Origin of the sequence: Limnothrix redekei LRLZ20PSL1, assembly GCF_043235035.1 — a bacterium.
In the GTDB taxonomy this organism is placed as follows: domain Bacteria; phylum Cyanobacteriota; class Cyanobacteriia; order CACIAM-69d; family CACIAM-69d; genus CACIAM-69d.
This window is the reverse complement of record NZ_JAZAQF010000088.1, coordinates 123,522-144,684: the sequence shown is the minus strand read 5'-3', so window position 1 is coordinate 144,684 and position 21,163 is coordinate 123,522. Positions and strand designations below refer to the sequence as shown.

The window sequence follows — 21,163 nt, the reverse complement described above, 5'->3', positions numbered from 1 at the left end:
ACCCAGATCAAGGGTGATGGGCGATCGAATCAGAATCAGAATCGGAATCGATCGGGCTGTGAACTCGATCGCCCTCAACGAAGCAATCAGCTAACTCGCTGATTAACCTTTCGCAAAATGCCCTAGAGGGACAGGGTGCGACGCTTGGCCACCAGACGATAGGCCTCGATGATGTCGCCCATTTGCCAGTCGTTGAAGCCCGAGGAGTTCACACCGCACTCGTAGCCGCTGTTCACTTCCTTGGTGTCTTCCTTGAACCGCTTCAGCGAATCCATGCGACCTTGGAACACCAACTCCTTGCCACGGCGCACCCGCAGCAGACAATCGCGAATCAGCTTGCCCGACTGCACATAGCAACCGGCCACCGTGCCGCGACCCACCGGGAACACGCCCCGAACTTCCGCTTGACCCAGCGGTTCTTCCACCTCTTCCGGATCGAGCATCCCTTCCATGGCGGCTTGGATGTCGTCCAGCAGTTTATAGATCACGCTGTATTCGCGGACATCAATGCCCGCTTCATCGGCGGAGCGACGAGCACCAGGCGCGAGGGTGGTGTTAAAGCCCACAACCACGGCGCTACTGGCGGCAGCCAGATCAATATCCGTTTCGGAAATTTCACCCGGTGCAGCCAACAACACGCGTACTTGCACTTCGTCTTGGGGCAGTTGTTGCAAAGATCCCAGAATGGCTTCCAGGGAGCCTTGTACATCGGCCTTGAGCACGAGGTTCAGTTCCTTTAGCTCGCCCTCTTGAGCCTGGCCAGAGATGCTGGTGAGGCTGACGCGACGGGAAGCCATGGCCTGTTGCAGACGGCTTTGGCGCTGTTGGTCGCTGCGCTGAGAGGCGATCGCGCGGGCATCTTTTTCGTTGGCGAAGACTTCAAATTCTTCCCCAGCGGCCGGGACTTCGCTAAGACCCAACACCTCAACGGCGAAGGAAGGGGTGGCGGCATCAACGCGATTACCGCGATCGTCAATCATCGCCCGCACCTTACCCAGGGCTGGGCCGGCGAGGAGGATGTCGCCAACTCGCAGGGTTCCGTTTTGCACCAGCAGGGTGGCCACCGGACCACGGGCCCGATCGAGGTGGGCTTCAATGACCGTCCCGCGCGCTAGGCGATCGGGATTAGCCATCAAGTCTTCCACTTCTGCCACCAACAGCAGGTTCTCCAGCAGGTCATCCAAATAGAGACCCTTGAGGGCGCTCACGGGAACCATGATCGTGTCCCCACCCCACTCTTCCGGCACAAGGCCGCGCTCGGCCAGTTCCTGCTTCACCCGATCGGGGTTTGCGCCTTCCTTGTCAATCTTGTTAATGGCCACCACGATCGGCACTTCCGCCGCGCGGGCATGGCTGAGAGCCTCGATCGTTTGGGGTTGCACCCCGTCATCGGCCGCCACCACCAAAATGGCAATGTCTGTGACCCGCGCCCCCCGAGCACGCATGGCCGTGAAGGCTTCGTGACCCGGCGTATCCAAGAAGACCACCTTCTTGCTGCCGCCCTCTTGGTCTACCTGCACGTGGTAAGCCCCAATGTGCTGGGTAATGCCACCGGCTTCCCCTTGGGCCACCTTGGTTTTGCGGATCGAGTCGAGCAGGGTGGTTTTCCCGTGGTCTACGTGACCCATGATGGTGACAACCGGCGGTCGGCGCTGGAGGCTTTCCAGGTCGGCCACATCGAGCATTTCGGTGACCTTGCGGGCTTCCGATTCCTTCTCGGCGGTTTCCACCATCACCCCCAACTCCTCGGCCACCATGGTGGCCGTCGGAACATCGAGGGTTTGGGTAATGCTGACGGCCATCCCTTTCAGGAACAGGCGCTTCACCACTTCCGTTTCTGGAACGGCCAGCTTTTCGGCCAACTCGGCCACCGTCAGACCCTCCGTGAGGGTAATCAGCTCCGGTCGTTCCTTCTTGACCTGTTGTTCCCGACGTTCCCGTTGAGGCGGGCGCGAGGCCCCCTTCTTGGTAACCGGTTTGGGCTGCGGAGCTGGCTTCGGCGGGGTAACACCCTTGGGCTTCGGCGGCCGGGCGATCGATAGGCTGACCTGGAAGGGAGCCGGCTGACCGTCCACCCCTTCCATCATCAGTTCATCATCTTCTTCGAAGTCGTCCTCGTCTTCGAATTCCACCTGGTTACGGCGCTTGTTCTTGCCAGCCTTGTCCTTGGCAATTCTGGCCCGCTCTTCCTCTTCCGCTTCCCAATCTTTGCCCTTCTTGGTGGGGCGATTCAGGGTTGGTCGATTTAGCTTGTTTTCATAATCTTCGCCGCTGCTGGCCGGACGTGTGGGTTTTTCCAGCAGTTTGGCCGTGGGGGCTGCGGCCGCGCCGTCAGCGTTACCGTCGGCTGTTGCTTCGGCGGGGCGCACGGGCTTGGGCCGGCGCAACTCCACAATGGTTGGTGGGGCCCCTTTGCCAGGGCCGCCGGCTGCGGGGCCTTTGGCCTCGCCGGGTCGGGTGGGACGGGATGGACGACTGGGCGCACCCGCGCGAGGTTCAGCGGGTTTATTTTCGGCGGGCTTTGCCGGCCGCGACGGCGGCCCTACCAGCTCGGGTTTCTTGACCGGGCGCGGCGTGGCGGCAGTGCCGGGACGGGGTGGGGTTTTCAGTTCGGCTTTCTTTTCGGCAATGGGTTCCGGAGTTGCTGAGGCGGCGGGGCGATCGCCCGTGGCAGCGGGCCGGCGAGGGGCACTGGGTTCAGCCAGATCCAGGTCAATCGAGTCCGTGGGGGGCACTGCGGGCGGATCGGGCGGCTGGGCAGGTGCATTCACAGGAGTAACGGTTTCGGGCTTGGCCGCCTCAGGCTTGGCTGCTTCGGGGCGAGCGGGTTCGGCCCGCTTGGGCGAAACGAGTTTCGGGGGGGCAGGACGGCTGACGGGGGGCGTGGCTTCGGGGGCTGCTCCTTCGGTGTTGGGGCGTAGCTTTGGTTTGCGAATCTCGAGAATTTGCTGCTTTTTTTGCATAGCCGGTGCTGAATCGCGCCCTTCTGTGGGCGTATCGGAGGGGGACAAGTCAGGAGGGTTGGAGGAGGCTGGATTCACCGAGGGGGCAGAGGATTGGCCAGGACTGGAGGGCGCAGGACGATTCGCAAACTGTTGACGAGCGGCTGCGCGGATTTGAGCGGCTTCAGATTCGGTGATGGTGCTGCTGTGGCTTTTGAAGGGAATGTTTAGTTGCTCGCAGATCACCAAGATCTCGCGATTTTCCAGATGTAGTTCTCTCGCTAAATCGTAAATTCTCACGCGGCCTGTGCTCATCCAGTTTCCTCGAATCCTATTGCGTCACGACATCATAGCCCACCGTCATTTGAAACATTTCGATCGAGCCGTCTAGTCCCCTCCTATTATGACGTGCGATGGGGGCGGTTCACTCTGGTGGGGTTGGATTTCCCGGAGAGTCCGGGGGGGGAGCCAGGGGGATTAACCGTTGCCAAAGCAGGTCATAAAGGGGGTCTGGGACAGGGGCCTTGAGCGATCGCCCGATTCGATCCTTGCGCTGGGCTGCTCGGAGGCAGTCTGCACAGGGGCAAAGATAGGCCGATCGCCCCATGCCTTGGTCGAGTTGCACCGAACCGGAGTGGGCCACCCGCACGATGCGCCAAAACTCCGATCGATGGGCCACCCGACGACAAATCAAACAACGGCGATAGTTGGGCGGCAAGGGATCAATTGGCCTCCTGATCCAGCGCCTCGCTATCCGGATCGTCGCTGTCGAAGTCCTCGTCTGTGGAGTCGTTCTCGGTTAGATCATCAGGGTCTTGATCGTCGCTGTCTTGATCATCATCAGCATCTTGATCATCGTCGTCAGCATCCGCCGCCGAGTCCAGAGGAGCGTGCTCTTGATCGTCTTCAAGATCATCGTCTTCAAGATCATCGCCATCAAATTCATCATCTGTTTCATCATCTGCGGCTGCCGATGGGTCGATCTCCCCAGGGCTGAACTCAGCGTCCTCGTCTGCAAAGTCATCGGTTTCCGGTTCCTCCTCTGCAAAGTCGTCGGCCGCTTCGGCCGCTGCCAGGGCGAGGGCTGCCTCCCGTTCCGCCAGATAGCTGGCCATCTTGGCATCTTCTTCGTCGCGATCGTACTTAGCCACATCGCGAATATCGATTTTCCAGCCCGTGAGTCGAGCGGCCAGGCGCACATTTTGCCCTTCTTTCCCGATCGCCAAACTGAGCTGATCATCACCCACCAGCACGTGGGCTTGGCGTTCCTCGGGATTCATCAGACGCACTTCCACCACCCGGGCCGGGCTGAGGGCGTTGGCGATGTAGGTGGCCGGATCCGGTGACCAGCGAATCACATCGATTTTTTCGCCCCGCAGCTCGTTCACAACCACCTGAATTCGCGACCCCCGGGCCCCAATGCAAGCCCCCACAGGATCCACATCTCGCTCCACCGTGTCAACGGCAATCTTGGTGCGCGGGCCCACATGGCGCGAGGGCGGGTTGGCTTCCCGGGCCACGGCCACAATTCGCACAATGTCATCTTCAATTTCCGGCACTTCGTTGGCGAACAGGTAAACCACCAACCCCGCATCGGCCCGGGAAACCAAGAGCTGCGGCCCCCGCTGGGATCCTTCGCAAACTTTTTTGAGGTAGACCTTGATGGTTCCGTTGGCGCGGTAAGTGTCGTTGGGCAACTGTTCCCGTTTGGGCAGTTCCGCTTCCACTTCCGGCTGGCTGTAGCCGCTGGTGACGGCCACAATGACCGATTGGCGCTCGAACCGTAGGATGCGCCCTTGGAGCACCGTGCTCTCTAGCTCTTGGAATTCCTCTTGAATCAGCTTGCGCTGTTGGTCGCGCAGCTTTTGGGCCAGCACTTGCTTGGTTTGGATGGCGGCCATGCGCCCAAAGTCATCCCGATCGGGGGTGACATCCAAAATCACCGTGTCGCCCAGTTGAGCTTCGGCGGCCACTTCTTGCACATCGCTGAGGGCAATTTCGTGGTCTGGGTCGGCCACTTCTTCCACAATGCTCTTGGTGGCCAAAACCCGAAAGCCTTCTTCTTCCGTATCCAACTCCACATCGAAGTTGTCGAAGTAGGTTTCGTCAAAAATATTGCGCACATCCAAGCTTTGGGTGCGGCGATAACGCTCATAGCCCTTGAGCAGGGCCTCACGCAGGGCGGCTTCAACGGCGGTTTTCGGCAAGTTGCGTTCGCGGCTGATGCCGTCGATCATTTCTTGCAGGCCGGTTAGGCGAACCATGGACATGGGTGTGGGGTTCCTAAGGATTCGTAAGGGTGAATGGGGAGTGGTGAAGCATTCGGCGCAATCGCGGGCGTGGGGATGGGCAATGGGGCGATCGCGCAGGATAGCCGGCCGCTGAGCTACTCGGCTCCGTCGGCCAGGCGCACCCGTTCCACCAAATCGCGCGGAATGCTAATCACTCGGCCTTTTTGGTTGATGCGCAGGGTTTCCGCGTCGCGATCGAGCAAACTGCCCTGCCAAAGGGATTTGCCCTTGTGTGGCTCGCGGGTGGTGACGGTGACTTCAAACCCCTTGAAGGAGGTGAACTCCCGATCGGTCTCCAAAAACTCCGACAGACCAGGGCTAGACACTTCCAGCACGTAAGCTCCGGGGATGGCATCCGCCTCATCGAGCACCGGCTCCAAGGCCCGGCTCAACCGTTCGCAGTCGTCCAGACTGGTATCGGCGATCGGGTTGCGGAGTTCGAGGCGCAAAACAGGGGGGCTTTCGTTGGTGTGGAAGGTTGCCCCCACGATCTCCAGTCCCAAATCGGTGGCGATCGGGGTGGCAAGTTCCAAAATGCGGGGAATTGCGGGATGAGCCATGAAACCAAACGATAGAGCGGGCAATGGCCCCCAACCGCATGATCAGTGATCCGGCCCGAAGGGAAACAGGGCCGATCGCGCTTGCGGATCTGTTCCCAGAATCGTGCCTAAGTATCGTGCCTAAGTAACGACGCTCTGAGATGAATCCGGCAAGATCACCGTTGGGGACATTGCCCTTGAGTGAGGGCATGGGGCGTGGTCAGACAGAGCGTAAAGCAATCAAAGTGCAAAGCAATGCTGATCACGACCCACGGAGGGAGCTGATCCCCATTGGGCCATAAAAAAAGCCGGTTCACTGTACCGACTTGCAACGCGCCAATTGACCTTTCCTTGCCGCTGGCCGGGAAAGGCTGGTGGGCAAAGGCTGGAGGCGATGGGTCTAGACACCCGCACAGCAGCCGCAACCGAACGCAATGGAGGTTGAGATGCTGCTGTGGTGGGGCCTGGGGCCCAAGCGTTTGCGGTTGCCGCACTGTTACCCCAAGCCCAAAGCGGGAAGCTAAGGCTCAAAGCCGGGGACTTGGGGAAGAGCTAGGCAGCGCTTGCCTCAGTCTATCACGGAAGAATTTGGGTCTAAAACTCCGCCCTGTTGGGGCATGCCAAATTCGCCCAACGGGATTGGCTGAACGGGATTGGCTGAACGGGATTTGGAACTAAACCCAGTAAGCCTGCATGATTTAGCCGGCATTAATTTAGCCTGTATTAATTGGGCTGATTAGGATCAGGGAACGGCACCGGCTCGGCTCGGCCAGCCCCATCCAACCCCAACACCCGTCGCAGGGCCGCCAATTGGGCATGGGCCTTCGAGAGCGATTCCCACCACTCCCGATCGGGGTCGGAGTCGGCCACAATCCCCGCGCCCACCTGGCCCCAAACCAGTCGATCGCCCAATTGCGAATCCCCCGATCGCGCCGTGCGGGGAATCAACAGTGTCCGAATCAGAATATTCAGATCCAAATTACCGCCCGCATCCAGGTAACCACAGGAGCCATAGAACAGACTGCGGCGCACCGGCTCCAGAGCTTCAATGATCTCCATGCAGCGCACCTTGGGACAACCGGTGATTGTGCCGCCGGGGAAGGTGGCCCGAATCAGGTCGATCGCCGTGCGATTGGGTGCAAGTTGTCCCACCACATTGCTCACCAAGTGCATCACGTGGCTGTAGCGCTCCACGGTCAAGAACTCATCCACCTGCACGCTGCCCCAATCGCAAACCCGCCCCAGATCATTGCGCTCCAAATCTACCAACATGGCATGTTCAGCCCGTTCCTTGGGGTGATTCAGCAATTCCGCCTCGTTGGCCAAATCAGTGGGGCGATCGATCCCTCGGGGGCGAGTTCCCGCGATCGGGCGAGTGCTGGCCTGGCGATCGCGCAATTGCACCAACCGTTCCGGCGAACAGCTCACTACCTCGCCCCAAGGGGTTTGCCAGTAGCTGGCGAAGGGAGAGGGATTAATTTGGCGCAGGGCCTGATAAAGCGTCCAACCGCTGGCGGGGCAAGGAACCGAAAACCGCAGGGACAAATTAGCCTGGAAAATATCCCCCGCGCGGATGTGCTCTTGGGCTTGGCGAACAGCGGCGGTATAGGCGGTTTGGTCGCTGGTGAATTGAGGAGTGAGGGTGCTGGTTGGTTTGATCGCCCCCGACGATTCCGCCAGCGGGGGCGCTGCGGTAGCTTTGTCTAGTTGGGCCACGAGCCGATCGAGATCCGCCGCCACCGTCGCCGCCAGCCACAATCGATTGCCCCCGTGATCCAACACCGCAAAGCAATCTGGTTCATACCAAAAGGCCACGGGAAACGGCAACTCATCCGATCTCAATTGGGGCAACTGCTCCACCTCCCAGGCCAGGTCATAGCCCAGCCAACCCAGCCAACCTCCCCGAAACGGCAACGCTGGCCCCGGCTCATCCCGGGAATCATTCAGCCGCTCCGCTGCCCCACCTTCCGCCAGTCGATCGCCCAACATGGGCAAAATGTCCCCCACTGCCGGAGTCCAAATTCTTCCCGATCGGGGACGACCCGCACAAATCGAATAGCGAGCCAACTCCTGGGCCGCCGCACACCACTGCTCCGGCGCAGGGGGACTTTCCAACAAAACTGCAATTTCCCCCTGGGCCAGCTCTTCCGCAAACAGGGCCGCAAACACCGTCGCCCCCGAGCGATCGGCCAGCGGGAGCGATCGCCAGTGCCAGGGAGCCAACGGCCGGGCCGTTAATTTCGCCAAGCCAGAATTCACCGTTGCGATCACTGAAGCCGCCGAATTCATCCAGTTGATACCTGTCGATTTTTGTGGAATCGCTCTATTTTGAAAGACTTTACCGATACTTTTCGGCAATTTTTGGGTTCGCCATTCCCCAGTTTCTGCGACTCTCTGCCCCGATCGCCCCAGAATCCGCCCCGATCGGCACTTTCCTGGCCCAAGCAAAAACGGAGGATTCCTCCAGGGAAACCCTCCGTTCTGAGTTGGTTAAGCTCACCGAATCAACTAATCTAAAGCTCCCGAATCTAAAGCTCCAACGCGCAACTCAGCCCAGTCAGCAGGCAAATCAGCAGGCAAATCAGCAGGCAAGATTTAGCGATGGACTGGCAATGGATTCGCCATCAACGAACTGATAAACCGTTGAACCGTTGAACCGTTCTTTGGCCGACCTTTAGCCGACTTTCACCGTAGCCCGTTGCCGACGGCTGGCCACCGCAGCGCCCACAGCCGCCAAACCCAGCAGGGAAACCGGTTCCGGCGTGGATGCTTCCTTCTTCGGAGCCAAGTTGCCGCGCACGGCCATTCCGTCGTTCAGGCATTCTGCAAAGACGTGGGCCACAAAGTCACCCACCATTCCTTCGCCACGGGTGAACTTAAAGCCAAATGTCTGGCGAGTTGCGCCATTCGCACTGCTTTGGGGCGGTGTTGCACCACCCAGCGCACCATTCAGGTTGAAGCCCAAAGCCGACAAAGCCGCGCTATCAAGTGCTTCAAACACTGACCCCACCACCTGTTGCCCTTGGGTCATCACACCCAAAGAAGCGTCTTTGAAGTAGGTCTTGGCTTCCGCATCGGTCAGCTCACCCGCACCGGGCAAACCACCCCGATCGCTCACATGCTTCGATTGCTCGGCGTAGGAACCAAACCCTTGGTTACTCAGACCAACGTTTTGGCCCGAAACGGCACTGTACAGACCCAAAGGCTTCACCGATGCATCGTTGTTACTGGCAAAGCGCACGCCGAACAGGCTGCCCTGAGCGTTCAGTAGCGGGCTGCCGGTGAAGTTAAAGAACAGGTCTCCCCAGGCGATCGAACCGTTGGTGACTCCCCCGGTTGCCATACCCGTCAGCGGCAGGCGGGCATCAATTCCCACATAGATGGTCTCGCCATCTTGCTTGATCCCCAGACCATACATTTCAAACATGCCGCCGACATTACCGTCGCTCACGCCATCTTTGAAGGAGTCAATCCCATAATTCCAGCCGTTGTAGACCGTGCCGGCATGGGCTGCTTGTAGGCCCATTCCGAAGGTGCAGAGGGTGGCAGTGGCAACACCGGCAAAAATCTGCTGAATTTTCATGGTCTTTAGTGCTCCCAAAAGACGCTGTAGTGGAGTGAAGTACGGTTAATCATCCTGCTCAATTAAATTTTGAGCCTGCTTTGCGCTGGTTAGATGCTCAACATCGGATGTGCTTGTTATGTCCATTAAAGTCATAACTTCCGGAAAAGTTTTTAAAGATTCTGTGAATTCAATTTTTACTTAATGAAGCTTCCATGAAAAGCCGATTTAGTTATCTGTCTTGTCTCTAATCCTTTGCGGAGTAAGAGCTTGAGCAATTTTTAAAGATCATAGCCAGTAAAAAAGATGACATTCAAATCTACACATTTGTCAAGGTTGCCAGGCGAATAATTTGAAATCTAGTAACTTGAAATCCTGAAGCCTGCAAAAGAATTTTAGGCGAGATTTATTTATGTGTGATCACTTGAATTAAGCTGAAAATTTATTTCAAGGTGACTTGCTTAAAATTTGAATGAGATGGCTAAAAGACTAAATTGGAATGAGATTGTTTTAGATGAAAATCAAGATTTTCTTGATTTAGGTTTTTTTGAGTTTGATTCTTAAGAATACATTAAATTATCTCAAAAATAAATTCAAGAGAAAAACAAATCGCTTTAAGATAATTTTGGATATTTTTGTATATTCTTTAATAAAGATTTGATCAGGCTTTTGATCAAAATATATCAAGCATTTCAAATAATCCAAAGCCAAAAATAATCAATCTCTAATTGAACCAGTGTTTCGGAAGGCATGAAACTTTGGAGCGATCGAGCTGTGATTGTTGATTGAGTTCATGGGAGCAAGTGATCTCGATCATTGTCTTTTTGTTAGAGGCACATAACTAAAATTGATACTTGCCAAGATGAGCTGATCTTGGCCGGGGCGATCGAGTCAGCAAGCAACAAAACAGTATTCATTAATAAATGAACAGACTTTCATTAATCTTTTTGACGATGCCTTTACGTAAAACTTCGGAGATAGTCGCCCTAATTACCCGTTCCGAACTTCCGCTCCCAAGCCTCAAGACCAAGACGCTCAGGGGGCAATTTCCAGTTCAAAATGCTCCGCTTAAATCAACGAGGGCGATGAGCTGGCTTTTGGGAAACTGCCGCTCGATCGCCCCGGGTTGATGAATTGCTGAACTTTGTCGGGTATGGCTCAGGCTCAAACTAAGCCAATGTTGCCAATATCAGCCCATTAGATTGGCCCTTTCGACCAGTCAGTTAAATTAGCCAACCTTGGCCGCACGGTAGCGACGAGTAGCCACCGCAGCGCCCACAGCCGCCAAGCCCAACAGGGAAACGGGTTCCGGCGTGGGTTCCGGCTTCGGTGCAAAGTTGCCCCGCACAGCCATCCCATCGTTCAAACATTCTGCGAAGACGTGGGCCACAAAGTCACCCACCATCCCTTCGCCACGGGTGAACTTAAAGCCAAAGGTTTGCCGTTTTGCGCCATTGGCATTGCTTTCCGGGGGCTTGGCACCGTTCAACGCGCCATTCAGGTTAAAGCCCAATGCCGACAGGGTGGCGCTGTCGAGGGATTCAAACACTGATTCCACTACCTGTTGTCCTTTGCTGATCACGTTCAGCGACGCGTCTTTGAAATAAGCCTTGGCTTCTGCGTCGGTCAGTTCGCCCATGCCAGCGATGCCCTTGGCACCGGTCACGTATTTCGACTGATCCGCATAGGATGCAAACCCACGGTTTTGGCTGGCAACATTCTTGCCGCTGACTTGGCTGTAGAGGCCCAAGGGCTTCACGGCTGAATCGTTGGTGCTGGCAAAGCGAACGCCGAACAGATTTCCTTGGGCATTCAGCAGCGGGTTGCCACTGAAGTTAAAGAACATGTCGCCCCAAGTGATGGATTTGTTGAGTGCGCCGTTATCGAGCTGGCCGGTAATGGGCAACCGTGCATCGATGCCGACGTAGATGGTTTCGCCATCTTGCTTAATTCCGAAACCATACATTTCAAACATTCCACCCAAAGAGCCGCTCACGCCGTCTTTGAAGGAATCAATGCCATAATTCCAGCCGTTGTAAACCGTGCCTGCGTTGGCTGCTTGCAAACCAACACCCAGGGTGCAGAGGGTGGCGGTTGCGATGCTGGCTAAAAGTTGTTGGGGTTTCATGGGGTCTCACTCCTAAGAAGCAGTTGATGAAACGGTGTCGGTTTATTTGGGTTGCACCCTGGTTACTGGCTGAGTAACTGGCTCATCAATCTAGCTCTATTAAAGAACTAATCTCTTGGTTTGACGTTGAAGATTGAATGAACTGTGGTTGTAGTTGATGAAGCTGCGATAAAAACTTGCAAATCCTTGAAAAATAAGGAGTTCAGCAATGTTGGACTAAATAATTAAAGATTTGAAGAAGCGGTGTAAAAAATGTAACCTCTTCTGAGGAAGCTAGGATTGGGGTAATTCTGAAATAATTTGCTTAATGATGATGAATGGACTTCAAAGGGGCTTATTGAAATAAATTATTGATATGAAATTAATGGGAACTATTGCGATGAGTCGTTGCAGCCAATTAATGGCTGATAATGGCTGAAATTATTGCTTTAAGTTGCAAAGAACTTCTTAGGATGATTTTAAGCTTTTCAAGAAAATTATTCTTGGAATGATTCGGGATTTTTATTGCATTATTCTTGCAAATGGACGAATGGAAAAAATTGACTAGGTTTTATCAAATTTGGATAGGTTTGCCGGCTATGGAGACTGGAAGTAGAAAAATTGTGGTTTTGCCTTGACGCTGGGGGCTGGAATCTCGGTATTTTAAGCTCGACGCGATCGAAGGGATGGGGTCTGTGCAGCGAGTTGTTTTGTGTGGCTATTACGGTCAAGGGAATGGGGGCGATGAGGCCTTGTTGGCGACGCTGTTGCAATTTCTGCCGATCGGGGTGGAGCCGCTGGTGCTGTCGGGGAACCCTGTGGAAACCCGCGATCGCTATGGGGTGATGGCGGTGGATCGGATGGATCGATCGGCTCTCTGGGGTGCGTTGCGATCGAGTCAGGCCTTGGTTTGGGGCGGGGGCAGCCTGATGCAAGATGCCACCAGTTGGGCTAGCCCGCTTTATTACGCAGGGTTGATGGGGGCGGCGCGTCAGTGGGGACTGCGGCGGGTGGCTTGGGCCCAGGGAATTGGCCCGTTGCGGCGCGGGTGGGTGAAGGGCATTGCGCGATCGACCTTTCGGGCCTGCGATGGGGTGACGGTGCGCGATCGGGAGTCGGCCCAATTGCTCAAAACCTGGCAAGTCAAGGGGTTTGAGTTAGCCCCGGATCCGGTTTGGGCCTTGGCCAGCGTGCCGGTGCCGGAGATTGCGCCGGGCCCCAAGGTGGCGGTGGCCTTGCGATCGCACCCCAGCCTCACGCCCGATCGCCTGGAAAAATTAGCTGTAGCGCTCGATCGCTTCCAAAGCCAAACCGATGCTCTGATTGTGTTTGTGCCCTTCCAGCCGATCGCCGATGGCGCAATTGCCCAGCGCCTGGCCCAACATCTCGGGCCCGCTCGATCGCGCATTGTTAGCTACAGCGATCCCCGACAACTGAAGGGCCTATTTCAGCAAATGAACCTCACGATCGGGATGCGACTCCATGCCCTGATTATGGCGGCGGCGGAGGGGTCTCGCTGTTGGGGTCTCAGCTATGACCCCAAGGTGCGGGTGTTGCTGGAGTCGGTGGGTGCGCCGGGGTGGACTCTCTGCGACGAATCGGTTGGTGGCATTGAAGTGAACAAGAAAGTTGGCGCAACACCGCCAGCGCCCCTTGCATCCTTGCCGACGAATCCTGAAGCGATCGCCGCTGCTTGGCTAACGGCCTATGAACAACCCAACCCGATCGCCCCGGCCCAAGTGGCGCAGTTGTGCGATCGGGCCCAACTGCACGGGCTGATGTTGGCCCGCATTCTGCGCGATTAATTTTGCGCGATTAGATTAATTTTGCGCGATTAATTTTGCGCAATTAGTTGATCCCTGAATTGTTTATTTGCAAGTTTTTGCTGGATTGTTGGCTAGCAAGAAACTCGTCAGGGGTGGGCCATTAACTGGCACTAATTTTGAGTTCACAGATGCCTGGATATACTTCCTGGCATCTTGCTTGGCCAGTCTCCTGACCAATTTCATGACCAATTTCCTGATCGATTTCCTGACCAATGTTTTGACTGATGTCCTGATCAACCTTGTTGCCCAATTCCTCGCAACCTTCGCAGACGGCCCGGGACAGGGCCGCAACCCGAAACTGATTGCGACCGGCATATTTTGCTTGATAAAGAGCTTGATCAGCCCATCGCAATAGCTCATCTGGGGAACTGTCGGGCAAATGGGGCGAGGCGATCGCAAAACCCATGCTCAGGGTGATGTGCTCGCTGACGGAGGATTGGGCATGAGCCAACGCTAATTGGGCGATCGCCTGCTGGATTGTTTGGGCGATCGCCTTGACCTGCTCCAAGTTGGTGTCTGAAAAAACGATCGCGAACTCCTCGCCCCCATAACGGGCCACCAAGTTGGCTGATTCTGAGACCGCGTGGCTTAAGGCCCGGGCAACCTGCACCAAACATTCATCTCCCGCTTGGTGGCCATAGGCATCGTTATATTGCTTAAAGTGATCCACATCACACAGCCCTACGCCAATCAGGCGGCGATTTTGGGCTAGGCGTTGCCACTCGCGCAACAGGTAGTGATCAAAGCAGCGACGATTGGGGATTTGCGTCAGCCCATCCAGCTTGGCCAGCACTTCCAGTTGCAGGTTGGCCCGTCGTAATTCTAATTCCGCTTTTTTGCGCTGAAGCAAAACCCCCATTTGGGCCGCCACGGCTCCCATGAGCTTAATCAGGCGACCATCGCAGGGCATGGCCACGCGGTGAAACAAACAGAGCACCGCCAAAATTTGCCCATTGGCAATGATCGGCACGCTCAAGTTGGTGCGCAGCCCCGCCCGCAGCACGAGTTCTTGTCGCACGAAAAAGGCATCTTGAATTTTGGTGGCATCCTCAATCCAAAGGGGGCGGCCCGTTTGCCATACACGACCCACCACACCGCGATCGCGCTCAAAAACAAAAGATTGGCTTGCGTCATCAAATTCACTGAGGGCCAAGTCTGAGATGGCATAGTGCGATCGCGTCATCACCAGGTGGTTGCGGTTGGGGTCGGGCATCCAAATTTCGCCATAGTCCCACCCGATCGTGTGATAAACACAGTCCAAAACCGCATGAAACGCCCCTTCAATCTCCGTGGCTTCCGTAATGGCCTGGGTCAGGGCCAGCAAAAGCTGCATCTCCATCTCAACGCGATGGTAGTCCCGCATATCCCGCTGAAGCTGTTGGATTTGCGTTTTCAGTTCTGCTCGTTGCCGCTGAAGGATTAATTGCCGCTCTAGCCGAACGATCGCCTCATGCAAGTGGAGAGGACATTCCAAATAGTCCGCACCACCCAGCCGAAAGAACGCAATTCGCTGCTCTGGTTGGCTGACTTGCCCGATCGCTACCCAAGGACAGCCCAGATTTCCCAATCGTTGGAGCGAGGGGCCCCAAACTCCCGTGGTCAGGTTGGGCCAAAGGCCGGGCCCAATCACCAACAGATCCAATGGTTGGAACTGGGGATGGTGCGAACCGTTGTGTAAGACGCTGGACAATGCCGAGTGTCCAGTCTGAAACCGCACCTGATAGCCCCGGTGGGTCAGGGTTTGGCACAGTTCCCGGAGTGGCTCCGGATGTTCATCAACAATCCAAATTGCCGCCGATAGCCCAGAACAAAACGACATTGGCTCATTACAACGGTGGGTTGAGGAAGGCAGGATTGGGAAATCGCAGTGAGAGATGGGGATCACTCGGCAGGGCCAAGCAGCTTCCTAAGTTCAAACACAGTCTGAAAAACCGAATGAAACCCCGAAAAAGTCCCCAGAAAACTCTTAGTCAGCCCTAGGAAAATTCCGAGAAAATGTCAAAAAAACGCCAGAAAGACTCTAAAAATGCCTAAAATATCAAACTAGCGCCATTCGCCTGCTGACCGAAAAAGGACGATCGCGCGGCGGATCTTCACAATAGCAATTAATCCCGATGAGTCACCCAAGGGCTTGATCCATCGGGATTAATGTTGGGATTGCTCAGGAATCGACGAAAATCGATCCACTGAAGTTCTAAGATAACCGGCTCTTTGGCTGTTGGGCCTTCAGGGCATGTCTGGAAAGCGCAATCTGAAAAACCCAACCTAATTGAGGCCCGCTTTAGAGGATGCTTAAAAAGTATTCTTTGACACGGGCAAGCACCAATAGTCGTGGGGACAAGGGGCTTAAGCCCCTTGTCTAAGTCGATCACTGGGGCGTACAGAATAGCAATTTTGGCTTTTCAGACATCCTCTTAAGATTCAGGTTCCAGACCCAAGATGCCAAAGAGGCTGTGCAGGCCGCTAGAGGCGATCGCGAGGACGATCGAACCAATCAGGGCGGGAATGAAGCCCTCGATCGCAAAACCAGTGGGGCTGAAATAGGCCACCAGCATCAGGCAAAAGGCATTAATCACCAAGGAAAAGAGGCCCAAGGACAGAATGTTCAGCGGCAAGGTGAACAAGAACAGAATGGGGCGCACGGTGGCGTTAATTAGCCCAAAAATCAGAGCGGCGATCGCGGCGGTGGTCCAGCCTGCCAAATGAATGCCGGGGACGAGTTGCGCCGTCAGGGCCAGGGCCAGGGCCGAAATGATCCAAGTGATGATGAAGCGTTGCATGATGTGAGTTCTAACTCCTCTGCGGTCTCCGGGGCGACCCTGAGCGAGGCCATGGCAGCACTGGCGGGGCGATCGGGGCCGGCCGTTTGTGCTTCCATCCTAGTGGCTTGGTTGGGGTTGGCGAGCGTTGGGATTGGTCGCAAAGACCGCTAATCTGATAGGGAGAATCCCGCCATAGGCAGGGCCTGGAAGCCATGATTGTTCAGAAGAAATTTTTGATCGGCCAGTCGATCGCCCGGTTGGTTCCCGTTGGGCTGCGCGCCAAAGTCGGCACTGCCTCCGGTTCCCCAGCGGCGATTCAACCGGACGGTCGGAGGCAATTGGGCGGGCAGGGTCTGGGCCTGTGGGCGGTGTTGTTGTTGATTGGAACGTGGGTGATAGGTTTAGCGATCGCCCCGTCAGCGGCCTGGGCCCAATTCAAGGAATATGCGCCGCCGGTTTCCTACAGCAATGCGGAATTGTCTGGGCAAGATTTTTCCAATCAACGGTTGCAATCGGCGGAATTTTCCAACGCCAACCTAACGGATGTGACCTTTGAAAATACGGAAATGCCCGGTGCATCCTTTAGTGGATCCTTCCTCAAAGACACGAATTTGCATGGAGCCGATTTAACCAATGCATTCATGGATTCCGTGAAGTTCATTGGCACCGATCTGAGCGATGCCATTTTGGTTGAGGCCATTTTGTTGGGATCCAGTTTTCAGGATGTGAACATTCAGGGGGCTGATTTTGAGCTGGCCATTCTGGATGGGGCACAGGTCAAACAGCTCTGCGCGATCGCCCGGGGGACGAATCCTCGCACGGGCATCGACACCAAAGAATCGCTCGGCTGTCCTTGAAGGTTAATCAATGGATTGCTGAAGCGCTGATCGAGAGATGTTCCTTTGGGAGTAAGAAAAATGACCCTCGTAGAGGTTGCAGCGGCGGCGGAACCCATCCAGCGGCCGGTGCGGACAATTGGTGTGATTGGCGGTGGCCAATTGGCTTGGATGATGGCGGAAGCGGCCCCGAAATTGGGCTTGTCGTTGGTGGTGCAAACTCCGAAATTGGATGACCCGGCGGTGGCGCGGGTGGGATCGGCGGCGGTGGTGCAAGGGGCAGTTGGGGATGCTGCCGTGACGCGCCAATTGCTCGATCGGGTGGATTTGGTCACCTTTGAAAATGAGTTTGTGGATTTGGCGGCGTTGGGGGAATTAGCCCGATCAGGAGCCTGTTTTCGCCCCAGCCTCAAGAGCTTGGAACCCTTGCTGGATAAGTATGATCAGCGCTGTTTTTTGCAGCAAATTGGCTTGCCGGTTCCGGCCTTTGCGGCCATTGCCGATCGGGCGCAGGCGATGCAGATCGATCGGTGGGAAAACGGTCAGCCCTTAACCTTTCCGGCCGTGCTGAAAACCCGTCGCCATGGCTATGACGGCCAAGGTACAAGGGTGGTGGCCGATCGGGCGGCATTGCTGGCGGTTGGGGATCAGTGGCAATGGCAGCCGCTGATTTTGGAAGCCTTTGTGCCCTTCGAGCGAGAATTGGCGGCGGTGGCGGCCCGATCGGCGACGGGCGAGGTGGCCATTTACCCGATTGTGGAAACCCAGCAGGTGAACCAGGTTTGTCGGCGGGTGATTGCGCCGGCCCCCATTCCGCCAACCGTGGCCACCCACTGCCAAGAAATCGCCCATCGCCTGTTGTCGCAAATTGGGGCGATCGGGATTTTTGGGATTGAGCTGTTTGTGACCGCCGAGGGTCAGGTGTCGGTGAATGAAGTGGCTCCCCGCACGCACAATTCCGGCCACTTCTCGATCGATGCCTGCCACACCTCCCAATTCGAGCAACATTTGCGGGCCGTGGCGGGGTTGCCCCTTGGGCCGGTGGGTTTGCACTGTGCCTGTGCGGCGATGGTGAATTTGTTGGGCTTTGAGGTGGCCACCAGTGACTATCAGGAGCAGCGCGATCGCTTGGCCGCGGTTCCCCACAGCCGAGTGCATTGGTATGGCAAAACCAGCGCCACCCCGGGCCGCAAGCTCGGCCATGTGACCGTGTTGGCGGATAGCTTGGCGGAATTGCAACGGGCGATCGATCGCCTGGAATCGATTTGGTATGGATCAGACGATTAAGCAGCCCGCTTAATGCCGTTGTCCCAGCAGTCGATCGCGCAAATGCTTGATTCGATCGCGATATTTGGCGGCCTCTTCAAACTCCAAATTTTTGGCCGCCTCCTTCATTTGGGCCTCCAATTTTTCAATCAACATCGGCACATCATCCAAGGACAAATCCGCCGCATGTTCGTAGGCTTGCTCCAAATCTTTGGCACTGAGCCGCCGGGACAAATCCAAGAATTCCAGAATTGAATTACCGGATTTCTTGATGATCGGTTGGGGCGTAATGCCGTGTTTTTGGTTGTAGTCGATTTGGATTTTGCGTCGCCGCTCCGTTTCGGAAATCGCCTTGTCCATACTGTCGGTCAGCCGATCGGCATAAAGAATCGCTTGACCTCGCACATGGCGCGCCGCCCGGCCAATGGTTTGAATCAGCGATCGCTCTGCCCGCAAAAACCCTTCCTTGTCCGCATCCAAAATGGCGACTAGGGAAACTTCCGGCAAGTCCAATCCTTCTCGCAACAAATTCACCCCGATCAACACATCAAACTTGCCCGCTCGCAAAGCTTGCAAAATTTCAATGCGTTCGATCGACTGAATTTCCGAATGGAGATATTGCACCCGCACCCCGCGCTCTTGGAAATAATCCGCCAAATCCTCCGCCATTCGCTTGGTTAAGGTGGTGATCAGGGTGCGTTCTTGGCGATCGACTCGCTGGACAATTTCCGCCAACAAATCATCCACCTGTCCTTCCGTGGGACGCACAAAAATTTCCGGATCAATCACGCCCGTGGGCCGAATGACTTGCTCCACAATTTGCCCTTGGGAAATTTCCAACTCCCAATCTCCCGGCGTGGCAGAAACAAAGATGCATTGATTCACCTTGTTCCAAAATTCTTCGGCCTTGAGGGGGCGATTGTCGGCCGCACTGGGCAAGCGAAATCCATGATCAATCAGCACCTTTTTGCGAGCCTGGTCACCGTTATACATCCCCCTTAATTGGGGAACGGTCACATGGGACTCATCAACAATCAGCAACCAATCTTCCGGAAAATAATCAATTAAACATTCCGGAGGTTCGCCCGCTTGTCGTCCGGCCAAATGACGTGAGTAGTTTTCTACGCCGTTGCAGTAGCCCACCTGCGCCAGCATTTCCAAATCGTATCGAGTGCGTTGGTCAATGCGTTGGGCTTCTAGGAGTTTTCCTTCCGCTTCTAAGGCGATTTTCTGTGCAGCCAATTCCCGCGCGATGGCTTGAATTGCCTCCTCCAGGCGATCTTCTGGGGTCACAAAGTGGCGAGCGGGATAAAGATTCACCGCCTCTAGGCTCTGCAAAATTTCCCCAGTTAAGGGATCCACATAGCGAATCGCTTCCACTTCATCGCCAAAGAACTCAATCCGAATAATTCGATCTTCATAGGCGGGGCCAATTTCCAACACATCGCCCTTGACGCGGAATTTTCCTCGGCCAATTTCCACATCATTGCGCTCGTACTGCACAGAGGCCAGGTCTCGCAATGTTTGCCGCAAATTTAATTCATGGCCCACCCGAAAGGGAATCGCCGCATTTAAATATTCCGTGGGAATTCCCAACCCGTAAATGCAGCTAATGGAGGCAACCACAATCACATCCCGTCGTTCAAAGAGCGATCGAGTGGCTGAGTGCCGCAACATATCAATTTCTTCGTTAATGGAAGCCGTTTTTTGAATGTAAGTATCGGTGACGGGAATATAGGCTTCCGGTTGGTAATAGTCGTAGTAGGAAATGAAATATTCAACGGCATTATTTGGGAAAAATTCTCGCAATTCGTTGCACAACTGGGCCGCGAGGGTTTTGTTGTGGGCCAAAACCAGGGCCGGGCGATCGAGCTGGGCAATGGTGCTGGCGATGGTGAAGGTTTTGCCGGTGCCGGTGGCTCCCAACAGGGTTTGGTATCGCTGACCCGATCGCGCGGCTTCCACCAAACGGGCGATCGCCTTCGGTTGGTCACCCGTGGGCTCAAATGGTGCTTGCAGTTCAAAGGTGGTCATGGGTTGTCCTTCGCCAACAGGGGATCTGGCGCTAGTTTCTGGAGTCGGTGGGGAGATTTGAGAGAATGCTGAATCGCACAGCGGCTCCTGGATTCCATGAATGGCCATGGTTTTGCAGGGAAAGGGCGGTGCTTTGCTTTAAAGCTGCTTATAAGAGCAATGATTTTTTTAATAATCTTTTTATAGCTCCGCTAAAATATAACTGTAGAGACAACGCAATCTACCCGCCCGAACGCGCTCGAATTGGCAGCGCGGCATTTCCGCATTGGGCCAGTTCGCGCCGTCCGTTCGCCAGCCCTGTCTCCCTTGCTCGATCGCCCTTGTCGATCGAAGCCACCGCGATCCACGCGCATTTGATAGGATGACCTGGGTTTGACAGTTCAATTTATAAAACTGGTTATCAAACTGGGCTTCGGCTCCTATCAGCCCCTTCCAACGGCACTAGTATCGGCATCTGAGGTACGTTTTCATGAGCAACCGCAACGTCACCGACACCAACAACCGCGCCCGCGACGATCGCGATGAAGTGCGCCTCGACGATCGCGACGATCGCGAGCAACGGGCCCTGCCTGCGGTTGTCCGCAAGCGCCCCCTCGCCCCCACCTATGGCCACCGTCCCGTCGGCGAAGATACTGTTAAGTTCATCGAAAGCGACCTGCCCAACAATCGCCCCGTTGAAGTCAGCCACCTGTCCTTGGTTCAAAGCAATCTACCGAAGCATCGCCCCGTGGAAACGAGCGAGCTGAAGGTGGTGGGCACGGTGGCCGCCTACGGTGCGCGCCCAGTGTCGGCCAGCAACTTGGAAGTGGTGGAAACCATCACTCTGTCGGGCCATCGCCCGGTGACGGCTAACACGCTGGACATTACGACCAGTGATTGGCTGCCCAGCAACCGGCCAATGGCTTCCAATGATTTGGGCGAAGATTCCAATCTGATGGGCTATCTCGACTAGGTTTGGTTCCGGGCGATCGCCCAGCCTGATGCGCCGGTTGATGTTG

15 protein-coding genes are annotated in these 21,163 nt (G+C 55.7%); 5 read left to right on the top strand and 10 right to left on the bottom strand.

Translation table 11 applies throughout. From position 1 onward, the window contains the following. Positions 1 to 122: 122 nt before the first annotated feature. The 7 genes from infB to VPK24_RS17035 all read right to left on the bottom strand — a co-directional run bounded on the left by infB (position 123) and on the right by VPK24_RS17035 (position 11,462). Positions 123 to 3,257: a translation initiation factor IF-2 gene (gene infB / locus VPK24_RS17065; protein WP_393015173.1), complete on the bottom strand. Its 3,135-nt coding sequence runs from the start codon at positions 3,255 to 3,257 to the stop codon at positions 123 to 125. Positions 3,258 to 3,366: 109 nt separating this feature from the next. Beyond that, complete coding sequence (locus tag VPK24_RS17060; protein WP_393015171.1) at positions 3,367 to 3,660, bottom strand: YlxR family protein; 294 nt, start codon at positions 3,658 to 3,660, stop codon at positions 3,367 to 3,369. A 4-nt stretch (positions 3,661 to 3,664) separates the two neighbouring features. Further along, complete coding sequence (nusA, locus tag VPK24_RS17055) at positions 3,665 to 5,212, bottom strand: transcription termination factor NusA (RefSeq protein ID WP_393015169.1); 1,548 nt, start codon at positions 5,210 to 5,212, stop codon at positions 3,665 to 3,667. A 116-nt stretch (positions 5,213 to 5,328) separates the two neighbouring features. Then, a complete protein-coding gene (gene rimP, locus VPK24_RS17050; protein ID WP_099532892.1) occupies positions 5,329 to 5,793 on the bottom strand; it encodes a ribosome maturation factor RimP in 465 nt (154 codons plus the stop codon). Positions 5,794 to 6,495: 702 nt separating this feature from the next. Then, on the bottom strand, positions 6,496 to 8,061 hold the full coding sequence (locus tag VPK24_RS17045; RefSeq protein WP_393015167.1) for an anthranilate synthase component I: 1,566 nt from the start codon (positions 8,059 to 8,061) through the stop codon (positions 6,496 to 6,498). 385 nt (positions 8,062 to 8,446) lie between these two features. Further along, positions 8,447 to 9,355: an XDD3 family exosortase-dependent surface protein gene (locus VPK24_RS17040; RefSeq protein ID WP_393015165.1), complete on the bottom strand. Its 909-nt coding sequence runs from the start codon at positions 9,353 to 9,355 to the stop codon at positions 8,447 to 8,449. A 1,207-nt stretch (positions 9,356 to 10,562) separates the two neighbouring features. Beyond that, the gene (locus VPK24_RS17035; protein WP_393015163.1) at positions 10,563 to 11,462 is read right to left on the bottom strand and encodes an XDD3 family exosortase-dependent surface protein; all 900 of its coding nucleotides are present in this window, start codon (positions 11,460 to 11,462) and stop codon (positions 10,563 to 10,565) included. A gap of 665 nt (positions 11,463 to 12,127) precedes the next feature. Between VPK24_RS17035 and csaB the strand changes: the two genes are divergently transcribed. Further along, positions 12,128 to 13,246 carry a polysaccharide pyruvyl transferase CsaB gene (gene csaB / locus VPK24_RS17030; protein WP_449283923.1) on the top strand — a complete coding sequence of 373 codons (1,119 nt, stop codon included), beginning with the start codon at positions 12,128 to 12,130 and terminating at the stop codon, positions 13,244 to 13,246. Between the two features lie 121 nt (positions 13,247 to 13,367). Here the strand turns inward: csaB and VPK24_RS17025 are convergent, their stop codons facing one another. Both VPK24_RS17025 and VPK24_RS17020 read right to left on the bottom strand, forming a co-directional pair. Next, a complete protein-coding gene (locus VPK24_RS17025; RefSeq protein WP_393015159.1) occupies positions 13,368 to 15,086 on the bottom strand; it encodes a diguanylate cyclase domain-containing protein in 1,719 nt (572 codons plus the stop codon). A gap of 595 nt (positions 15,087 to 15,681) precedes the next feature. Then, positions 15,682 to 16,047 (bottom strand): phage holin family protein, encoded by a 366-nt coding sequence (locus tag VPK24_RS17020; RefSeq protein ID WP_099532886.1) that lies wholly within the window; start codon positions 16,045 to 16,047, stop codon positions 15,682 to 15,684. A gap of 3 nt (positions 16,048 to 16,050) precedes the next feature. Between VPK24_RS17020 and VPK24_RS17015 the strand changes: the two genes are divergently transcribed. From VPK24_RS17015 to VPK24_RS17005, 3 genes are read left to right on the top strand one after another with little or no spacing between them, the layout of a single operon-like run. After that, positions 16,051 to 16,200 (top strand): hypothetical protein, encoded by a 150-nt coding sequence (locus VPK24_RS17015; RefSeq protein WP_190528286.1) that lies wholly within the window; start codon positions 16,051 to 16,053, stop codon positions 16,198 to 16,200. Between the two features lie 41 nt (positions 16,201 to 16,241). Beyond that, complete coding sequence (locus VPK24_RS17010) at positions 16,242 to 16,886, top strand: pentapeptide repeat-containing protein (RefSeq protein ID WP_190528288.1); 645 nt, start codon at positions 16,242 to 16,244, stop codon at positions 16,884 to 16,886. Between the two features lie 60 nt (positions 16,887 to 16,946). Further along, complete coding sequence (locus VPK24_RS17005) at positions 16,947 to 18,152, top strand: 5-(carboxyamino)imidazole ribonucleotide synthase (RefSeq protein ID WP_393015156.1); 1,206 nt, start codon at positions 16,947 to 16,949, stop codon at positions 18,150 to 18,152. Between the two features lie 9 nt (positions 18,153 to 18,161). Here VPK24_RS17005 and uvrB read toward each other — a convergent pair whose 3' ends face one another. Continuing rightward, complete coding sequence (gene uvrB, locus VPK24_RS17000; protein ID WP_190528292.1) at positions 18,162 to 20,165, bottom strand: excinuclease ABC subunit UvrB; 2,004 nt, start codon at positions 20,163 to 20,165, stop codon at positions 18,162 to 18,164. A gap of 469 nt (positions 20,166 to 20,634) precedes the next feature. Here uvrB and VPK24_RS16995 point away from each other — a divergent pair, with 469 nt between their 5' ends. Then, entirely contained in the window at positions 20,635 to 21,117 is a 483-nt protein-coding gene (locus VPK24_RS16995; RefSeq protein WP_190355651.1) for a hypothetical protein, read from the top strand. Positions 21,118 to 21,163 lie beyond the last annotated feature (46 nt).